12 protein-coding genes are annotated in these 16,135 nt (G+C 64.1%); 6 read left to right on the forward strand and 6 right to left on the reverse strand.

Features of this window, described 5'->3' with window-relative positions; all coding sequences use genetic code 11:
- Window positions 1-4: 4 nt before the first annotated feature.
- Both QJT78_RS00450 and QJT78_RS00455 read left to right on the forward strand, forming a co-directional pair.
- The gene (locus tag QJT78_RS00450) at window positions 5-1,213 is read left to right on the forward strand and encodes a ribulose-bisphosphate carboxylase large subunit family protein (RefSeq protein WP_049807375.1); all 1,209 of its coding nucleotides are present in this window, start codon (window positions 5-7) and stop codon (window positions 1,211-1,213) included.
- Window positions 1,210-2,574 carry a four-carbon acid sugar kinase family protein gene (locus QJT78_RS00455; RefSeq protein WP_028147183.1) on the forward strand — a complete coding sequence of 455 codons (1,365 nt, stop codon included), beginning with the start codon at window positions 1,210-1,212 and terminating at the stop codon, window positions 2,572-2,574. Before QJT78_RS00450 ends, QJT78_RS00455 begins: the two co-directional genes overlap by 4 nt.
- 53 nt (window positions 2,575-2,627) lie before the next feature.
- Here the strand turns inward: QJT78_RS00455 and QJT78_RS00460 are convergent, their stop codons facing one another.
- Window positions 2,628-3,653, reverse strand: a complete 1,026-nt coding sequence (locus QJT78_RS00460) for a cellulase family glycosylhydrolase (RefSeq protein WP_028147182.1) — start codon at window positions 3,651-3,653, stop codon at window positions 2,628-2,630.
- 21 nt (window positions 3,654-3,674) lie between these two features.
- Window positions 3,675-4,961: an O-antigen ligase family protein gene (locus QJT78_RS00465; protein ID WP_028147181.1), complete on the reverse strand. Its 1,287-nt coding sequence runs from the start codon at window positions 4,959-4,961 to the stop codon at window positions 3,675-3,677.
- 231 nt (window positions 4,962-5,192) lie between these two features.
- On the opposite strand from QJT78_RS00465, the gene QJT78_RS00470 reads away from it, so the two are divergent.
- Window positions 5,193-6,329, forward strand: coding sequence for a GNAT family N-acetyltransferase (locus QJT78_RS00470; RefSeq protein WP_038952539.1), 1,137 nt, complete (start codon window positions 5,193-5,195; stop codon window positions 6,327-6,329).
- A gap of 28 nt (window positions 6,330-6,357) precedes the next feature.
- Here the strand turns inward: QJT78_RS00470 and QJT78_RS00475 are convergent, their stop codons facing one another.
- Window positions 6,358-7,581: an NAD(P)/FAD-dependent oxidoreductase gene (locus tag QJT78_RS00475; RefSeq protein WP_028147179.1), complete on the reverse strand. Its 1,224-nt coding sequence runs from the start codon at window positions 7,579-7,581 to the stop codon at window positions 6,358-6,360.
- Window positions 7,582-8,054: 473 nt separating this feature from the next.
- On the opposite strand from QJT78_RS00475, the gene QJT78_RS00480 reads away from it, so the two are divergent.
- From QJT78_RS00480 to QJT78_RS00490, 3 genes are all read left to right on the forward strand, one after another.
- On the forward strand, window positions 8,055-9,401 hold the full coding sequence (locus QJT78_RS00480) for a polysaccharide biosynthesis C-terminal domain-containing protein (RefSeq protein ID WP_028147178.1): 1,347 nt from the start codon (window positions 8,055-8,057) through the stop codon (window positions 9,399-9,401).
- Between the two features lie 229 nt (window positions 9,402-9,630).
- Window positions 9,631-10,806: a glycosyltransferase family 4 protein gene (locus QJT78_RS00485; RefSeq protein WP_038941758.1), complete on the forward strand. Its 1,176-nt coding sequence runs from the start codon at window positions 9,631-9,633 to the stop codon at window positions 10,804-10,806.
- 29 nt (window positions 10,807-10,835) lie between these two features.
- On the forward strand, window positions 10,836-12,371 hold the full coding sequence (locus QJT78_RS00490) for a hypothetical protein (RefSeq protein ID WP_038941759.1): 1,536 nt from the start codon (window positions 10,836-10,838) through the stop codon (window positions 12,369-12,371).
- 79 nt (window positions 12,372-12,450) lie between these two features.
- Here the strand turns inward: QJT78_RS00490 and QJT78_RS00495 are convergent, their stop codons facing one another.
- The 3 genes from QJT78_RS00495 to QJT78_RS00505 all read right to left on the reverse strand — a co-directional run bounded on the left by QJT78_RS00495 (window position 12,451) and on the right by QJT78_RS00505 (window position 16,073).
- A complete protein-coding gene (locus QJT78_RS00495; RefSeq protein ID WP_028155726.1) occupies window positions 12,451-13,398 on the reverse strand; it encodes an ABC transporter substrate-binding protein in 948 nt (315 codons plus the stop codon).
- Window positions 13,399-13,519: 121 nt separating this feature from the next.
- Window positions 13,520-14,557, reverse strand: a complete 1,038-nt coding sequence (locus QJT78_RS00500) for a ribose ABC transporter permease (RefSeq protein WP_038941760.1) — start codon at window positions 14,555-14,557, stop codon at window positions 13,520-13,522.
- Window positions 14,550-16,073 carry a sugar ABC transporter ATP-binding protein gene (locus tag QJT78_RS00505; RefSeq protein ID WP_028147174.1) on the reverse strand — a complete coding sequence of 508 codons (1,524 nt, stop codon included), beginning with the start codon at window positions 16,071-16,073 and terminating at the stop codon, window positions 14,550-14,552. Before QJT78_RS00505 ends, QJT78_RS00500 begins: the two co-directional genes overlap by 8 nt.
- Window positions 16,074-16,135 lie beyond the last annotated feature (62 nt).

A 16,135-nucleotide genomic window follows, 5' to 3' on the forward strand; every position in this document is an offset into this window, starting at 1 on the left:
TCCCGTGACGCAAAATCCCGTTCGCATCGAAGCCGACTATCTGATCGAAACGCCTGAAGATCCGCGTCTTGCCGCGGAAACCATGGCGGGCGAGCAGTCGAGCGGCACGTTCGTTGCGGTGCCCGGTGAAACGCCGGAGCTGAAAGCACGTGCGGCCGCCCGGGTCGAGAGCATCGAGTTGCTTGATGCAATCACCTCGCCGTCGCTCCCCGTCGCCCGCCCGATCAACCCCGACGGCCCCTGGAATCGCGCGCGCGTGACGTTGTCATGGCCGCTCGACAATATCGGCGCGTCACTGCCCAATCTGGTCACGGCGATCGCCGGCAATCTGTGGGAGTTGCGCCAGCTGACCGGCCTGCGCCTGCTCGACCTGCGCCTGCCGCTCGCGTTTGCCGCCGCCTATCCCGGACCGAAGTTCGGCGTCGCCGGCACCCGCGAGCTGACCGGCGTCAGCGGCCGTCCTCTGATCGGCACCATCATCAAGCCGAGCATTGGGCTCAGCCCCACCGAGACAGCCAATCTCGTCGCCACGCTGTGCGCGGCCGGCATCGACTTCATCAAGGACGACGAGCTGCAATCGGACGGCGCCTATTGTCCGTTCGACGCGCGTGTGCGCGCCGTGATGCGCGTCGTCAACGACCACGCTGACCGAACCGGCAAGAAGGTCATGATCGCCTTCAACCTCACCGGTGAGATCGACCAGATGCGCCGCCGGCATGATCTGGTGCTCAGCGAAGGCGGTACCTGCGTGATGGCGAGCATCAACTCGGTCGGGCTCACAGGCATGGTCGAGCTCGGCCGCCACACGCAGCTTCCCGTTCATGCGCATCGCAACGGCTGGGGCGCGCTGAACCGTCATCCGGCACTCGGCTGGGATTATACGGCGTGGCACAAGATCTGGCGGCTGGCCGGCGCCGACCACATGCACGTCAACGGGATCGGCAACAAGTTCAGCGAGACCGATGACAGCGTGGTCACATCCGCAAAGGCGGCGCTGACGCCGATGTTCGCGCACAAGCCGTGCATCGCGATGCCCGTGTTCTCCTCGGGCCAGACGTCGGCGCAGGCTGCACCGACCTGGCGCGCACTTGGCTCTACGGATCTGATCTTCGCAGCAGGCGGCGGCATTCTCGCCCATCCCGATGGACCGGCCGCCGGCGTTGCCGATTTGCGCGCAGCATGGGACGCCGCTATGGCGAGTCCGCAGCCGTGAGCGCCGCGTCCGCCTTGCCCGACGGTCCACTCGTCGCCTTCTATGGCGACGATTACACTGGCTCGTCCGCGGCGATGGAGGCCCTCACCTTCGCGGGCCTGCCGACAATCCTGTTCCTGGAGCCTCCGACACCCGAACGTCTCGCTTCTGTCGGGCAGTACCGCGGCATCGGCATCGCCGGCACGGCGCGCGCGAAGGATCCGGCCTGGATGGAGCAAAACCTTCCGCCGGCTTTCGCGGTGCTCGCGGGTATCGGCGCGCCGATCGCACACTACAAGGTGTGCTCGACCTTCGACTCCTCGCCGCAGATCGGCTCGATCGGGCGTGCGATCGATCTCGCGGTGCCGCAGCTCGGCGGCGCCTGGCATCCGCTCCTCGTGGGATCGCCGGCGATGGGGCGCTATCAGATGTTCGGCCACCTGTTCGCGGCCGTGAATGGCATCGGCCATCGTCTCGACCGGCACCCGACCATGTCGCGTCATCCGGTGACACCGATGGACGAGTCCGATCTCGGCCGGCATCTTGCAAAACAGACGGCGCGATCGATCGGACTGATCGACTTCGTCACCATGGCCAATGGCGGCGCGGATCTGGCGCTGATGCGCGCGAGGGGCGCCGGCACCGAGATCATCTCACTCGACGTGCTCGACCAGGCATCGCTGATCGAAGCCGGCCGCCTGATCTGGGAATATCGCGGCGAGCGCCTCTTTGTCGCCGGCTCGCAAGGTGTCGAGCAGGCCCTGGTCGCCTATTGGCGGTCGGCGGGCCTGATTCCCGACAGCAAGCCCGATCTGCGCCTTGCCGGCGTCGAGCGCATCGCGTGCGTCTCCGGCTCCTGCTCACCCGTCACCGCCGCGCAGATCGCCCATGCCGCAGACAACGGCTTCGACGTCGAGCGGCTCGATGCGGCGCGCGCCGTCGACGCGGCCGAATGGACCAGGGAGATCGGCCGCGCTGCCGAACGTGCGCTCGCAGCACTCGCGTCGGGGCGCGATGCGCTCCTGATCACCGCAAGCGGCCCCGACGATCCCGCCATCGGCGCGCTCAACGCGGCCATCAAGGCGAGCGGCGCGACGGCGAGCACAGTGAACGAGCGTATCGGTGCAGGCCTCGGCCAGGTGCTGGACTCCATTCTGGAAACCGCGCGGCTCCCGCGCGCCGTGGTCGCCGGCGGCGACACGTCCGGCCATGCGCTGCAGGCGATGGGCATCTATGCGCTGACCGCGATCGCCCCTCTCGCGGAAGGCGCGCCACTCAACCGCGCATCATCGGATCGCGCGCATTCGAGCATCGAGATCGCGCTCAAGGGCGGACAGGTCGGCGGGATCGATCTGTTCTGCCGGGCCAGAGACGGCGGTTAGCCGTCACCGCTAGGCGATGGTGATCCGGCCGATATTGGCTTTGAACTGCGGCCTCAACGGGCCGGCGGGATCAGGGCGCGCAGGATGTCGGGCTTCCACGCCTGACGGGCGCTGTCAAAGGCCGCGAAATCATGGTCGAACTGCCAATAGGCCCATGCCCAGCCACGTCTGTCGGCGCTTCGCGCCACGAACGACAGGTATTTCTGGCGACTCTCGGATGGAGCCCGTTCGTAGACCCCGAACTCGCCGAGATAAACCGGGCGTTTCTCTCTCTCCGACCACCGGCTGACCTTCTCGAAATCAGCGGCCGCCTTGGCTTCGTCGTCCGGACTGCCCCAATCCAGCGGCCCGATGCGCGCGAACGTCTCGGACCATGGCGCACCCTGATGCGTGAAGCGTATCGGCGCGTAATAATGAAAGGTGACGATGAGATTCCTGTCGCCGCCGGGGAGAGCCAGATCGTCGATGGGAATCTCGTCTGTGTTGAGAACGGCAGCGATGACGCGCCGCTCGGAGTTGGTGCGGCGGATGATGCCGATACAATCGTTGAGGAGCGAATTCCAGGAGGCGGACGTCATCTGTCCCCCCGGCTCGTTCAAGACCTCGAAGACGAGCCCGGGATATCTTCCGGCATAGCGCTCCGCGATCTGCCGCCAGAATGCTCTGAGCTTCTCGCCGCATTCGGATACATCACGCTGACAGACATGCGTGTCGTGTTCGTCGAGGATGGGAATGAGTTTCCTGGCGAGGATTTCCTCGATGACGGCATCAAGCCTTCTCAGCACGGCCTCATCCAGCACATTCCCGCGATCCATGAACTTGAAGCCGAAGAAATTGATCCTGACGTGCGAGAATCCGGCCTTTCTGATCGCCGTCAAATTGTCCAGACGGAATGGCGCGTTCTGACCGCCCTCCCAGATTCCGTCGTAACCGAGAATGTTGATCCCGCGTCCCAACCTTGCTGCATCACGAGGCACGACCTGCCCGGCGCCATGGGCGTCGGAGCAGAGCGATGCGAAGACGAAAGCTGCTGCGGCAAGATTGAAGCGTCTCGACCAGCGAGCGCGGGGGGCGGTCATCCTGCTTCCATTCCGTAAGGGTTAGAAATCGGTCTCAGGCACCGGCCTGCACGTTGCCAGGAGGAACGCCACGAGGAGCACCGATGTGAACATGGTCGAACGAAGGAACGTCGTCTCGGTGAAATTGGTCTGAAAGCTGAGGGCGACAAATCCGATGATGAGGGCACAGTGCGCCCGGTGGATCGATCGCGCGGAAATCAAATAGAGCACCTTGTTCGAGAACAGAAGAACACTCGCGGCGAAAAGCACGTAGCCCAGAAACCCCGTTTCCATCAGAATCGCGATATAGCCGCTATGATAGTTGTCGAGCACCCAGCCGTGGTTCTGCTCGAAATAATCGTAGATCGACGGGATCGTCCAGAAGCCGTTGATTCCGAAGCCGAGCAGCGGCGCATCGTCGAAATGGCTTATCGCGTAGTGCCAGATGAAGGTCCGTTCGGTAAAATTGACGGTCGCATCGCCAATGTGGATGGCGTCGTATCCCGTCGCGTAAAAATAGACGATCAGGAGGCCGGCCAGAATGCACATGATGAACGGCAGGATCGCATAGAGCCTCATGCAGCCGACCGACCACATCGACGTCACGAGCAGTGCACAAGCCGCCAGGGCGACAGCACCGGCGCCGCGCGATTCCGACGCGAGGACGCAGGTCGACGCCAGCAGGAACGCGACGAGGAACGCCAGCCACCCCTGCCCCGTCATCTTCCGGTAGCAGGAGAAAAACATCAGATATGCGCCGACAAAGCCCAACGTCTGCTTCGATTCATAGACGCCCTGCCATTGACCATTGTGCATCCAGCTATGGTCTATCCCGATATCGGGCACGGCGAGCGCGCAAAGCGCCGATGCAGCGACCAATATGAAGAGCCCGGAGGATGTCGCCCTCACGACATCGTCGATATCGATCCGCGTGATCATGCAGAACGCGCCAAACGTCGTCATTGCGAGAGCGGCGCTCTTCATGATGGCTGCGGCATTCAGGGTGGTCCACAACACCGAGACGACCGCCAACGCGTAGAATGCGAGGAGCGCGATCAGATCGGGGTTGAACGCCAGTTGCAGACGCGGGCGCACGAACGCGCTTGCGTAGATCAGGACGCTCCACATCAACAGAGCGACCGCCTGTTGCAGATAAGTCAGTCCCGCCGGCAATATCGCCGTATTGAATGTCCCCATCGACGCGACGACATTGATGGTGATCGATACGCAGATGACGAACCTGGCGATCTTCTCGACGCCGGCACTGCGCGTCTTCCAGATCGCGCTCGTGAGTGCCTCTGAGTCTCTCTCGGTCTGCAGGATGGCCATGAGGTGACTTTCCCTTAAGCTTGGTTAATTATCCACTACTGCGGGTTGATCTCCTGAGCCCCGGCACCACGAAATCTCGACACTTCGGGGGATCGATAACGATACGGCCCCTGCTCGATGCGTTAATGCAAATCGCACCCCGCTGGTGCCTCGGCCGTCACGACCCTGCTATACAAGCGCGGGATCCGGCTCGATCGACTTCTCCGGGTTATCTGGTTTCCGTGGTCACGCATGAATAAGCCCAGCAATACATTCGATATCGCCATCGAGCAGGCGTTCGACTTCCTGTCTCCGGAATACGCGGCGCTGTTCGGCAGCTCTGCCGCGACCGCGTTTCAGCATCCGCTCTGGCTGGACAGCCTCTACGCCAGGCTCGCATCCCATGCAGGCGCGACGCCGCTGGTCGTCGTGGTCCGCCGCCGTACGACGGGCGCGCTGGCGATGGTGCTGCCCCTGCTCCGGATCCGCCGCGGCCCGATCCGCACCATCGAATTCGCCGATCTGCGCGTATCCGACTATCTGGCGCCGGTCTGCAGTCCCGAGGTGTTTGCCAGCCTGCTGGAGGACGAAGCGGCCTGCGCGGAGATCAGGCGCCTCGTCCGCCCGTTCGACTTGCTCCGCATGACCAAGCTGCCCGACGGACGGCTTCCGATCGAAAGCCTCCTCGGCGCGCCACGCCGGGTCTCGATGGAGACGAACGCCTACGCGACCGTTCTCGTCGCCCCGTTCGAGCAATGGCGCGCCAGCGCGCTGGATCGCTCCTATCAGAAGGAGCTCGCCAAGAAATATCGCCAGCTCCAGAAGAAGGGAGCATTGAGCTTCTCGTGCTGCGACGACAGCGCCTCGATCTCCGAGGCGATGGACGCGATGAAGCAATATCGCGGCCCGCGCTTTCAGGCCCAGGACGATGGCGATCTGCTCCAGCGCCCTGAATATTACAGCTTCTATTCCGACGTGGCGGCCCGTGGTCTCGGCTCGTTCGTCCGCCTCTACGCCATGAAGATGGACGGCGGCGTGATAGCCGCAGTGCTCGGACTGTGCCATCGCGGCAGCTTCCTCGTCATCATGAGCGCCTTCGATATCGACGGGTACAAGAGCCAATCCCTGGGCTCTCTGATGTTCGAGCAAGTGGCGAGGGACTGCATCGAGCGCGGCAATCAGATGCTCGACTTCACGATTGGCGACGAGCCGTACAAGAAATTGTTCGGCGGCCAGCCTTCGCCGATGTGGATGGTCACGCAGGCCGGCAGCACCGCGGGCGCCATCAGCCTGTTCGCGCTGAAGCAGGCGCCCTGGCTCAAGCTGGCGGCCAAGCGGCTGTCGGATTTCAGGCTCCTGCCGGCCCGCACGCCAACGCCCACGCGCTAACCGAAGCGCAAGCGAGCGAACGCAGAACTCAGGCGCGGAGCGCGCCGCGGACGCGTCCGAGCCAGCCCGGATGCATCTGATCGACACGATGCGTGAGACTGCGCCGCAGGAAGTGCAAGCGCCGCCGCACATCCCATTCGATATCGTTGCGGGACGTCAGGGCCTGACGGAAGCGCGCCATTTTCAGCGACCGCTGGTCTGCCGCGAGCTTGTCGGGATCGGAATAGAACTGCGAGATCTTCTCCGTGCCCATGCCGGCGCTTGCGAGCCAACGCGGCGCGTACTCCGTGCAAAGGCGATCGACGTCCACCAGGAGGCGGGCGACGCCCGTGCCGGCGGCGGGACAATTGGTCTGGAACGCATCGCCGATGAGGACGATTCCGGGCTGAAGGTGTCCTTCCACCACGGTCAGATCCATCACCCAGTTCTGCACCTTGTCGGTCACGTGGAAATCGCCGAGATAAGGCCGCAGTCCCGGCAGCAGCCGCAGGACGGTCGCTTCCGGTTCGCGGCGCAGCTCGCGCATGATCGGATCGGTCGGGTCGCGGAACATGAACAGATTGGCCCGCATGCCTGATGGCACCGGGAACAGGCTGAGATAGTCGATGCCGTCAGCGGTGCGCTCGCCGTAACAGGTCAGCGCCTCGAAATCGAATGGCGTGCCATCGCGGCGCGCGATCGTGAAGCCGAACGATACCGAATGGCGCTCGGCCAGCACGCGCCGCTTGATGCCGAGCTTGTAGCCGAGAGCTCCCGCCATGCCTGTGGCGAGCACGACGAGCCGCGCGTCCAGGCGTCGTCCCGACGCAAGCTCGATATGCTGGACATCATTGCTGGGGCTGATTGCGGTGACTTCGTCGACGATCAGATTGGACGGATCAGGCAGCTGGCCGCGCGCCATGGCAACGAGGCCGGCATAGGAAAACCCGTAAGCCTGGCCGACGCTGACATCGACGACCTTGCCTTCCCGGATATTGAGCACCCGGTCATACCGGCAGGCGATGTTCTCGAGCGCATGGAGGAAACCCAGCTTGCGGAACATCTCGAGCTGCTGGCCACCGAGCTTCTCGACCCGGAATTCGTCCGGATGCACCGCGCGCTTGTCGACGAGTGCGACGCGATGCCCCGCCCGCGCAAGCACGGACGCGGCGAGCGATCCCGCAAGGCCGCCACCGACGATCGCGATGTCTGCGACGATCGCCGAAGTCGCAGCTGCAGCGCTCGGCTCGGTCACGGGTCTATCCGTCGTCATGGTTTTGGGGCTCCACGGTTAACGGTGGTTCCATGTGCAATTCCCTCGCCTGATGTCGTATCGCAGAGCCAAACGCGATCATTTCCGGCGATTGAGGTTAACGGGTCGCCGGACACATCCGTCCCGGCACGCGCCTTGCTCAGAACGACCTCGAAATGCTGCTGTCTCGTCAGACCAAGCGTCCGAATTCGTTCCAGAGAGGCCATTCCAATGCTCGAACAGCCGCAAGCCGGCCGGCTTCGCCCCGCATCTTGCACCGGCACGACATCGCGCCGCTTTTCGAGCGAGCCGGTGCCTGCTCAATCTGGCACATCACGGACGCGGCTGTTCCGCCGTGAAGCAGCGGCGCACGACCTTCGTCGACGACAGACGGCGGGACCTGAAGACCGCGCATTAACACTCGCATTTTTCCGGCATGCTAGGCTCTCGCCGTCCTTGCAACGCCCATCTTCGGGGAACGCTCCACATCTTCGATGATCGATTCCATTGTTCAATTTCTGCGGCGTGACGTCACGCGCGGTGTCGTCGGGACCATCCTCCTGAAGGTTGGCAGCGGCGCGCTCGCGTTTGCGTTGTTCTCGCTGGCCGCGCGAACGATGACACCCGACGGATTCGGTATCTTTGCGACCTGGCTTTCGGTTGCCCAGATCGCCGCAGTCGTAGGACTGGTCGGTCAGGAAGCATTGCTGGTGCGATTCCTGAACGAGTATGAGGTCGGCGACAGGCCCGACCTCACCAAGGGGCTTCTGCTCTCCAGCTTCAGGATTTCCGCCATCGCGATGCTGATCGCGATCGCCGCAGTTGCGTTGGTTGCGCATTTCAGAGGGGATTTGTGGCTGCTGATCCTCGCCGTCTCCGCCTACACCGCCGTGAGTGCCGGATTGATGCTCGGCAGCCAGATCGCGCGCTCGTTGGTCAGCATTATCATGGGCGAAGGCAACCGCGAGTTCTTCTGGCGGGTTTTCGTCGTGCTGTTTCTGCTCGCCATGCTGTTCGGGCATCGGCAGCTCGATCCCGCCGAGCTGATCGCCGCAATGACGATTGCGATGTCGGCGGGCCTCGTCGCACAGATCATTGCGATTGTACGGGTGCTGCCGGATTTGCGCGCGACAACAGCGAGTTCCGAAGCAACGCGCTGGCGATCGAGCGCGCTGCATTTCTGGCTTGCGTCCATCCTTGAAGTCGCGAACCAGTATTTCGACGTCATTCTGGTCTACTGGATGCTGGATCCGGCGACCGCCGGCATCTACTTCGCGGCGTCACGCCTCGCCAACATCTTCGCCATGCTTTCCGCCGCGCTGTACTCGTTCGGCGCGCGCCGGCTTCCTTCGCTGTACTTCAGCAAAAATCACCAGGAGTTCGAGCGGACGCTACAGCTCATGGCGGAAGTGACCGCGCTTTGCGTGGTCGCCGGGCTCGCCCTGATCTGGATCGGCGGCCCCTATCTTCTCAACCTGTTCGGGCCTCATTTCACCGCGCAGCACTCGGTGCTGATCGTGCTCGCGATCGGAACGGCCATCCAGGCCGCGGGCGGTCCGTCGGCGGCGATCCTGCAGTTGACCGGCCATGAACGCATCTACGTCCCCGTCGTCGCCGCAAATGTCGCATTGAGACTGGCCGGATTCCTCGTCCTGATCCCCTGGCTCGGCGTGCTCGGCGCGGCGATAGCGGCCACCGTATCGCTGGCGCTCACGACCATCGCGCTCAATATCTTGTGCCGCCGGCGAACCGGGGTCGATCCTTCGGTTCTCGTGTTGTTGCGCTTCTCGGCGTGGCGGCGCGGCCGCTATGCGGTTGGCGGCGCCGACTCCGCCGAATAGGCGTCAACCGTACGATCGGCCTGGTTGATCCGCGACGGCGCGCGCAGGTCCCGTTGGTTAACGCGCTCGCTGCGCACCATCCGGGAATCGGCAGAATTCCCGCGAGAACGCGGCAATCGGCGGCTCGCGCATTAACTCCGTTTGTTGCTAGTCGGTGTCTGCCCGATGCCTGCATGATAGGTACGGGGTTAAGAAGGTGAAGATTTCGTTTCTTTAGCGGTCGGGATCCGTGCTCCATTACCAGCCGAACAAGGAATTGGGCGAGACGACCGCGACAGAACTCGCGCGGCTGAACGGCAGCGAACGAAAGCTGCACGTCCTTCTCGTACAGACCCAGGCCGAGAACGCGGGCGCGCAGGAGATCTCCAGGCTTCTCGGCGCCGGCCTCTCCGCGCGCGGCCATCGCGTCTCCAACGTGTTTTTCTTCCGCAAATCGGATTCGTTCGACGAGCCGCCCGAGACGTTCTATTGCGCATCGCGCCGGCCGGGCAATCCGGTTGCGCTACTGCGGATGCTATGGACGCTTGGCGGTCATATCAGAGCGACGCGGCCCGACGCCGTCTTGACCTTCCAGCATTTCGGCAACGTCATCGGCGCGGGCGTGACGCGCCTCGTCAGCCGCGCTCCTGTCGTCGCCAATCAGGTTTCATCCGCACTGTCGATGAGCTGGCCGATCCGCACGGCCGACATCGTCATGGGCAGCGTCGGCTTCTTCGATCGCATCACGCTGAACTCAAAGGACATGGAGCGCGAGTATTCGCGCTACCCGCAGGCCTACCGGTCGCGCATGGTGCATGTCCCGCACGGCTTCGAGGACAAGGCGCTCATCCTGCCGAAGGGCGCCGCACGACAGAAATTCAACCTGCCGCCGGACCGCGTCCTGCTCGGCTGCGCGGCGAGGCTGCATCCGCGCAAGCGGCTCGATGCGGCTATACGGCTCCTGCCGGACGAGCCGTCATGGCACCTTGCACTCGCCGGCCAGGGCGCCGACGAGGCGAGACTGCGACAGCTCGCGGACGAGCTGAAGGTCTCGGACCGATTGCATCTGCTCGGCGAAATCGCGCCACGCCAGATCGCGGATTTTCTCGCCTGTCTCGACATATTCGTGTTTCCGACGCAGGCCGAGACCTTTGGCCTCGCCGCCGTCGAGGCCGCCAACGCCGGCGTTCCTTCGGTCGTCACCGATCTTCCCGTGCTGCGCGAGGTGCTGTCCTTCGAAGGAAAGCCCACGGCCCTCTTTGTCGATGCTTCAGATCAAGCGAAGCTGTCGGCTGCCGTCTCCCGACTTCTGACCGACCAAGCACTGAGCGATGAACTGCAAGAGAACGCCAAAGGCCTGAGGTTGCGCTATTCGGTCGATGCGATGGTTGAGGAATACGTTCAAATCCTCAACCGGGTCGTCTGAGCCGATGCGTTGGAATAGGTTGGCTCGACATGATCATCGAGTTTCGCTGCGAACGTGACCATGCGCGGCGGTGGATGCACCGCCAGACGCTGTCGATCGACGGCCGGGACGTTCCGGTTCAAATCGCGTGGACCGCAACGGCGGAGCCACGGCCCGCGGGGCTCAACGCCCTGTTCGAGCTCGAGCGCGTGGTGCTGCACAAGGGCAGGCCCAGCGGCGCCGACGGGCTGAAGATCAATCCGGAACGGACGCAGGCCCGCGCCGGCACGGCCGACGTGATCGTCGATTTCACGAGCGCCGTGCGCGATCCGGACTGTTCGGCCCGGCTGTATCTCCGCCCGCTGTTCAACGGAACTGCAGGTGAAAACGCGGCACTCGCGGCGATTCTCGCCGGCGACCTGCCCGTCATCGAGATCGTCAACGAGGTCGACGGCGCGGTGCTCGATCGCGGCCATCCCTCCGCAGAGATCGCGGCCGGTTTGAGCGGTGGGCTCGAAACGGTCATGGCGCGAACCCTGACCATGGTGGCGGCCATCCTGTCAGGACGGCCGCGTATCGTGCCGCAGCTGGCGCGCCCTGCACGAAGCGGCAACGGCAAGCGGCCGGCAGCCTATGTTGCGCGCAGCCTTGCCGTGTCGATCGCCAAGGAGATCTATCGCCTCTGCTGCTATGCCCCGCATTGGCATGTCGGATGGCGTTTCAATGACGGCGCCGGCGTCTGGCAGCATGGGGATCTCTCCGGGCCCAAATGGAACGTTCTGGGCGATCCCGGAAACCACTTCTACGCCGATCCCTTCCCGATCACATGGAAGGGACGCACATTCGTCTTCTTCGAGGACCTCGATCACCGGGTCGGAAAAGGCATCATTTCGGCGATCGAGTTCGGCGATGCCGGCCCGGTCGGTGAGGTCGTGCCGGTGCTGGAAGAGACCTGGCACCTCTCTTATCCGTTCCTGATCGAGAACGATGGCGAGCTCTGGATGATCCCGGAGAGCTCGCTCAACGGCGACGTTGCGCTCTACAAATGCGTCCGGTTTCCTGACAAATGGGAGCGGCATGCGACGCTGCTGTCAGGCCTTGAACTCGCCGATGCCACGATCACGCAGCACAATGGGCTCAACTATCTGTTCGGGGCCTGGCGCGACGGCGCCGGCGGCTATTCGGATTCGCTGGCGATCTACTACGCCGAGCACCTGCTCGGCCCCTGGTTACCCCATACCAGCAACCCGGTCCTGATCGATCGCGCAACGACGCGACCGGCCGGGAATTTCGTCACCATCGATGGAAAATTGTGGCGGCCGGTGCAGGATTGCGCCGACGGATATGGCGCAGCGCTCGCGTTGGCGGAAGTCGTCGAGTTGTCGCCGACGACGTTCAAGCAGGTCGTTCGCCACTCTCTCAGACCCGGACCGGCATGGCCCGGCAGAAAGCTGCACACGCTGAACCGCTGCGGCCGGCTCGAGGTGATCGACGGATCGCGTATTCAGCCCAAGACCCGGGCCTTCGCGAGCAAATTTCCATCGGTCGTCTTGTCGCCGCGAACCAGTCCTCACACCGCCTGCTAGCGCGTGGCACAACGGACGGCGTGGATCACAACGCCGCCCGTCATCTCGTGCTTCGGCCGCTCCCGCAGCAGGCGGCGTTCTATTGAGAACGATCCGAGGTCCAGCCCTTGTACTCGGCGACGTTGTCCCGGGTCACGAGCTTCGAGGGCAGGAGCTCGACGGTCGAGGCCGGCTTCTGGCCATTGAGAATGCCGACGCCCACCTGCACCGCGCGCCGCGCCATGAAGAACGGGTCCTGCGACGCGGACGCCTGGATCTGCGGCGCCGCCGGATCCTTCAGCGCGGCCTCGATGTCGGGCGCGCCATCGACCGCGGTGATGACAATGCCGCTGCGGCTTTGCTGGCGCGCCGCGAGATCGGTGCCGATCGCCTGCGGATCGTTGATGGCGAAGATGGCGTCGATCTTGGAAAAGCGCGTCAGATAGCCCTGCGCGACGGTGAGACCGCCTTCACGCGAGCCTTTGCCGTCCTGGTCGCTGGACAACACCTTGATCCCGGGATTCTTCGAGAGAACGTTCTTGCAGCCGACGACGCGGTCGATCACGGCCGAGACCTGCGGCCCGTTCTCGATGATGACGTCGCCCTTGCCCCCCAGCTTGTCGACGATGTACTGGCATGAGATCTCGCCGGCCTGCACGTTGTTCGTGGTTATGGTGGCGTCGGCGCCTTCGGCCGCGGTGTCGACCGCGACGACCACGATGCCCGCCGCCTGCGCCTTCTTGATCGCCGGCCCGATCGCCTTGGGATCGCCGGGGTTCAACAGGATCAGGTCGACGCCGGCGGCAATGAAATTGTCGATCTGGGTGACCTGCTTGCCGAGGTCGTATTCGAAACCGACCGTCGTGATCTTCACATTGGGATTGGTCTTCCTGGCCTCGAACTCGGCGCCCTTCGACAGCGCGACGAAGAACGGATTGCCCATCGAACCCAGCGAGACGCCGATCGACTTGAGTTCCTTGGCGAAGGATGGCGCGGTGCTTAGGGCAAGCGCCATCGCGGCGCCGGCGAGCGTGATCGTCTTCAACATTGGCTTCCTCCCTGGTCTGTATTCTTATCCGGCACGGCAGACCAGTTGCCGCAGCGGAACCTCGCATCACGCCTGCGCACTCAGGTGCGCGCCGAACCCTTTCAGGTTCTGGCGGAGCCTTTCACGTTCTGGCGGAGCCCTGCAGCCGGTAGCGGTCCAGCGCCACGGCGCCGATGATCACCAGGCCCTTGATCACATATTGCCAGATGTCCGAGACGCCGACGAGGATCAGACCGTTCGACAGGACGGCGATGATCAGCGCGCCGACCAGCGTGCCCCAGATCGAGCCGATGCCGCCGACGAACGACGTGCCGCCGAGGATCACGGCGGTGATCGCATCGAGCTCGTAGGACTGACCGAGCTGGAGACCGTTGGCCGCATATAGCCGCGCCGCCTGCATGGCGCCGCCGAGCCCGGCGAAGAGTCCCGAGATGCCGTAGACGAAGATCAGCACAGCCCAGACCTTGATGCCGGCAAGCCGCGCCGCGCTTTCATTGCCGCCCACCGCATAGATGTGCACGCCGAGGACGGTCCGGCGCAGCACCAGCCACGAGACGAGGATGACGAGCAAGGCGATCACCGAGAGCCACGGGATCGACGCGACGCCGGGAACGAGCGTCAGCGAGCCGTTGCCGATGAAGGCATAGGGAATGGAAGGATTGAAGACGGTGGTGTCGGCCCCGAGCAGTCGCGCCAGGCCGCGTACGGCGGTGAGAGAGCCGAGCGTGACGATGAAAGGCGGCAGGCGAAGGAGTGCAATCAGTGCGCCGTTGATGACGCCGAAGCCGAGGCCCGTGAGCAGCGCGGCCGGCAGCCACAGCATCCCGAGCTCCGGCAGCTTGGAGAGCGTCAACCCGGCCATCGCGGACGCCGCCAGGATCGAACCGACCGAGAGGTCGATGCCGCCGGTGAGAATGACGAAGGTCATGCCTGCGGCGAGCACGGTGTTCACTGCGGCCTGCTGCAACACGATGCCGAGATTTTGTCCGGTGAAGAAGCGGCCCTCCGACAGAAAATGGAAGCCGCCGCACAAGATCAACAACACCGGCAGCATGCCGGCGGCGCGGATCAGAAGCCGTATGCGCTGACGCTTCGTCTCTTGCGCGGCCGCGAGGCCCGCGGCGGCGGCGATGTCCGTCTTTGGAGAGCCGTCATGCATCGAGTTGCTCCATCCCCGTGGCGAGCGCCATGATGTCTTCCTGGTTCAGGGGCGACGTCGCGCCACGCTCGATTTCACCGGCGATATGCCCTGCCCGCATGACGACGACGCGGTCGCAGATGCCGATGATCTCGGGCAGATCGGACGAGATGACGAGGATCGCAGTGCCGGATTTGGCAAGATTGTCGATGATCGAATAGATCTCGGACTTGGCGCCGACATCCACGCCGCGCGTCGGCTCATCGAGGATCAGGACCTTTGGCGTGGTCGCAAGCAGGCGCGACAGCAGCACCTTCTGCTGATTGCCGCCGGACAATGCGCCGACGGTGACGTTGATATCGGCGGCACGAATGCCGAGCGCCGCGAACGCCCTGTTGGCGCGGTCGCGGGCCTTGTCGCGATCGAGGATGTAACCGATCCGGGCATCCCGGCCGAGCACCGCGAGGTTGATGTTGTCCAGGCACGACATGTCCAGAAACAGGCCGAGCGCCTTGCGATCCTCGGTCAGATAGGCGACGCCGATGTCGAGCGCCTCACCCGGCGTGCGGATATCGACCGGGCGTCCTTCCAGCTCGACACGGCCGGAGGTCCTGGGCGCCGCGCCAATGATGAGATGCGCAAGCTCGGTGCGGCCCGCGCCGATCAGGCCGGCGAGGCCGACCACCTCGCCCGCATGCACGGTCAGGGAGCAGCCCTTGACGCGCCGGCCATCGGCCATGTCGATCGCTGCGAGCACGGGATGCCCCCGCCCCGCCTCCGGATCATGATCCTTCTTGTAGAACGAGGAGACGTCACGCCCGACCATCAGCCGAACGATGGTGTCGGCGCGGATCTCCTGCTTGTCGAGCGCCCCGACCAGCCGGCCGTCGCGCAGCACGGTGACGCGGTCGCCGAGCGCATAGACCTCGTCCATACGATGCGAGATGTAGATGATGGCAAGCCCCTCGGCGCGAAGCTGACGGATCAACGCGAACAGCCGCGCGCTCTCGCCGGCCGACAACGCCGTGGTCGGCTCATCCATGATCAGGATTTTTGATCTGACGTGCAGCGCACGCGCGATCTCGACCAGTTGCCGCTGGCCCATGGAGAGGTGCGCCACCAGCGTCGACGGCAGGAAGTCCGCGCCCAGCCGTTTCAGGATGGGGCCGACGCCCTCGCGCATGGCACCGCGTGCCAGCAAGCCTGCTCGCGATAGCTCCCGGCCGAGATAGATATTCTCGGCAACACTGAGATTGGGAGCCAACGACAGCTCCTGGTAGATGATGGAGATGCCCGCCGCGCGGCCGCCGAGCGGACCTTCGATCCGTACCGGGCTTCCTTCGATGCGGATCTCGCCGCCGGGATCGGGCCTGTAGGCGCCGGACAAGATCTTCATCAGCGTCGACTTTCCGGCGCCGTTCTCACCCATCAGGGCATGAATTTCGCCGGCATAGACGGTGAGATCGACGGAACGCAGCGCCTTGATGCCAAAGAAGGATTTTGAGACCCCACGCATCTCCAGGATCGGATCGTTCATCGTGCCTCCCGACGCACAATGCGTTTCCTACCCGCGTCTCAATGATTTCGTCAGCGCGGTTC

Source organism: Bradyrhizobium sp. Mp27, from assembly GCF_029953005.1.
Taxonomy (GTDB): Bacteria; Pseudomonadota; Alphaproteobacteria; order Rhizobiales; family Xanthobacteraceae; genus Bradyrhizobium; species Bradyrhizobium barranii.

What these genes read in the sequence shown, in the direction of transcription:
- QJT78_RS00500 (WP_038941760.1), bottom strand. Translation starts at nt 14,557, where the DNA reads ATGCATGACGGCTCTCCAAAGACGGACATCGCCGCCGCCGCGGGCCTC.
- QJT78_RS00480 (WP_028147178.1), top strand. Translation starts at nt 8,055, where the DNA reads ATGATCGATTCCATTGTTCAATTTCTGCGGCGTGACGTCACGCGCGGT.
- QJT78_RS00475 (WP_028147179.1), bottom strand. Translation starts at nt 7,581, where the DNA reads ATGACGACGGATAGACCCGTGACCGAGCCGAGCGCTGCAGCTGCGACT.
- QJT78_RS00490 (WP_038941759.1), top strand. Translation starts at nt 10,836, where the DNA reads ATGATCATCGAGTTTCGCTGCGAACGTGACCATGCGCGGCGGTGGATG.
- QJT78_RS00460 (WP_028147182.1), bottom strand. Translation starts at nt 3,653, where the DNA reads ATGACCGCCCCCCGCGCTCGCTGGTCGAGACGCTTCAATCTTGCCGCA.
- QJT78_RS00505 (WP_028147174.1), bottom strand. Translation starts at nt 16,073, where the DNA reads ATGAACGATCCGATCCTGGAGATGCGTGGGGTCTCAAAATCCTTCTTT.
- QJT78_RS00495 (WP_028155726.1), bottom strand. Translation starts at nt 13,398, where the DNA reads ATGTTGAAGACGATCACGCTCGCCGGCGCCGCGATGGCGCTTGCCCTA.
- QJT78_RS00470 (WP_038952539.1), top strand. Translation starts at nt 5,193, where the DNA reads ATGAATAAGCCCAGCAATACATTCGATATCGCCATCGAGCAGGCGTTC.
- QJT78_RS00465 (WP_028147181.1), bottom strand. Translation starts at nt 4,961, where the DNA reads ATGGCCATCCTGCAGACCGAGAGAGACTCAGAGGCACTCACGAGCGCG.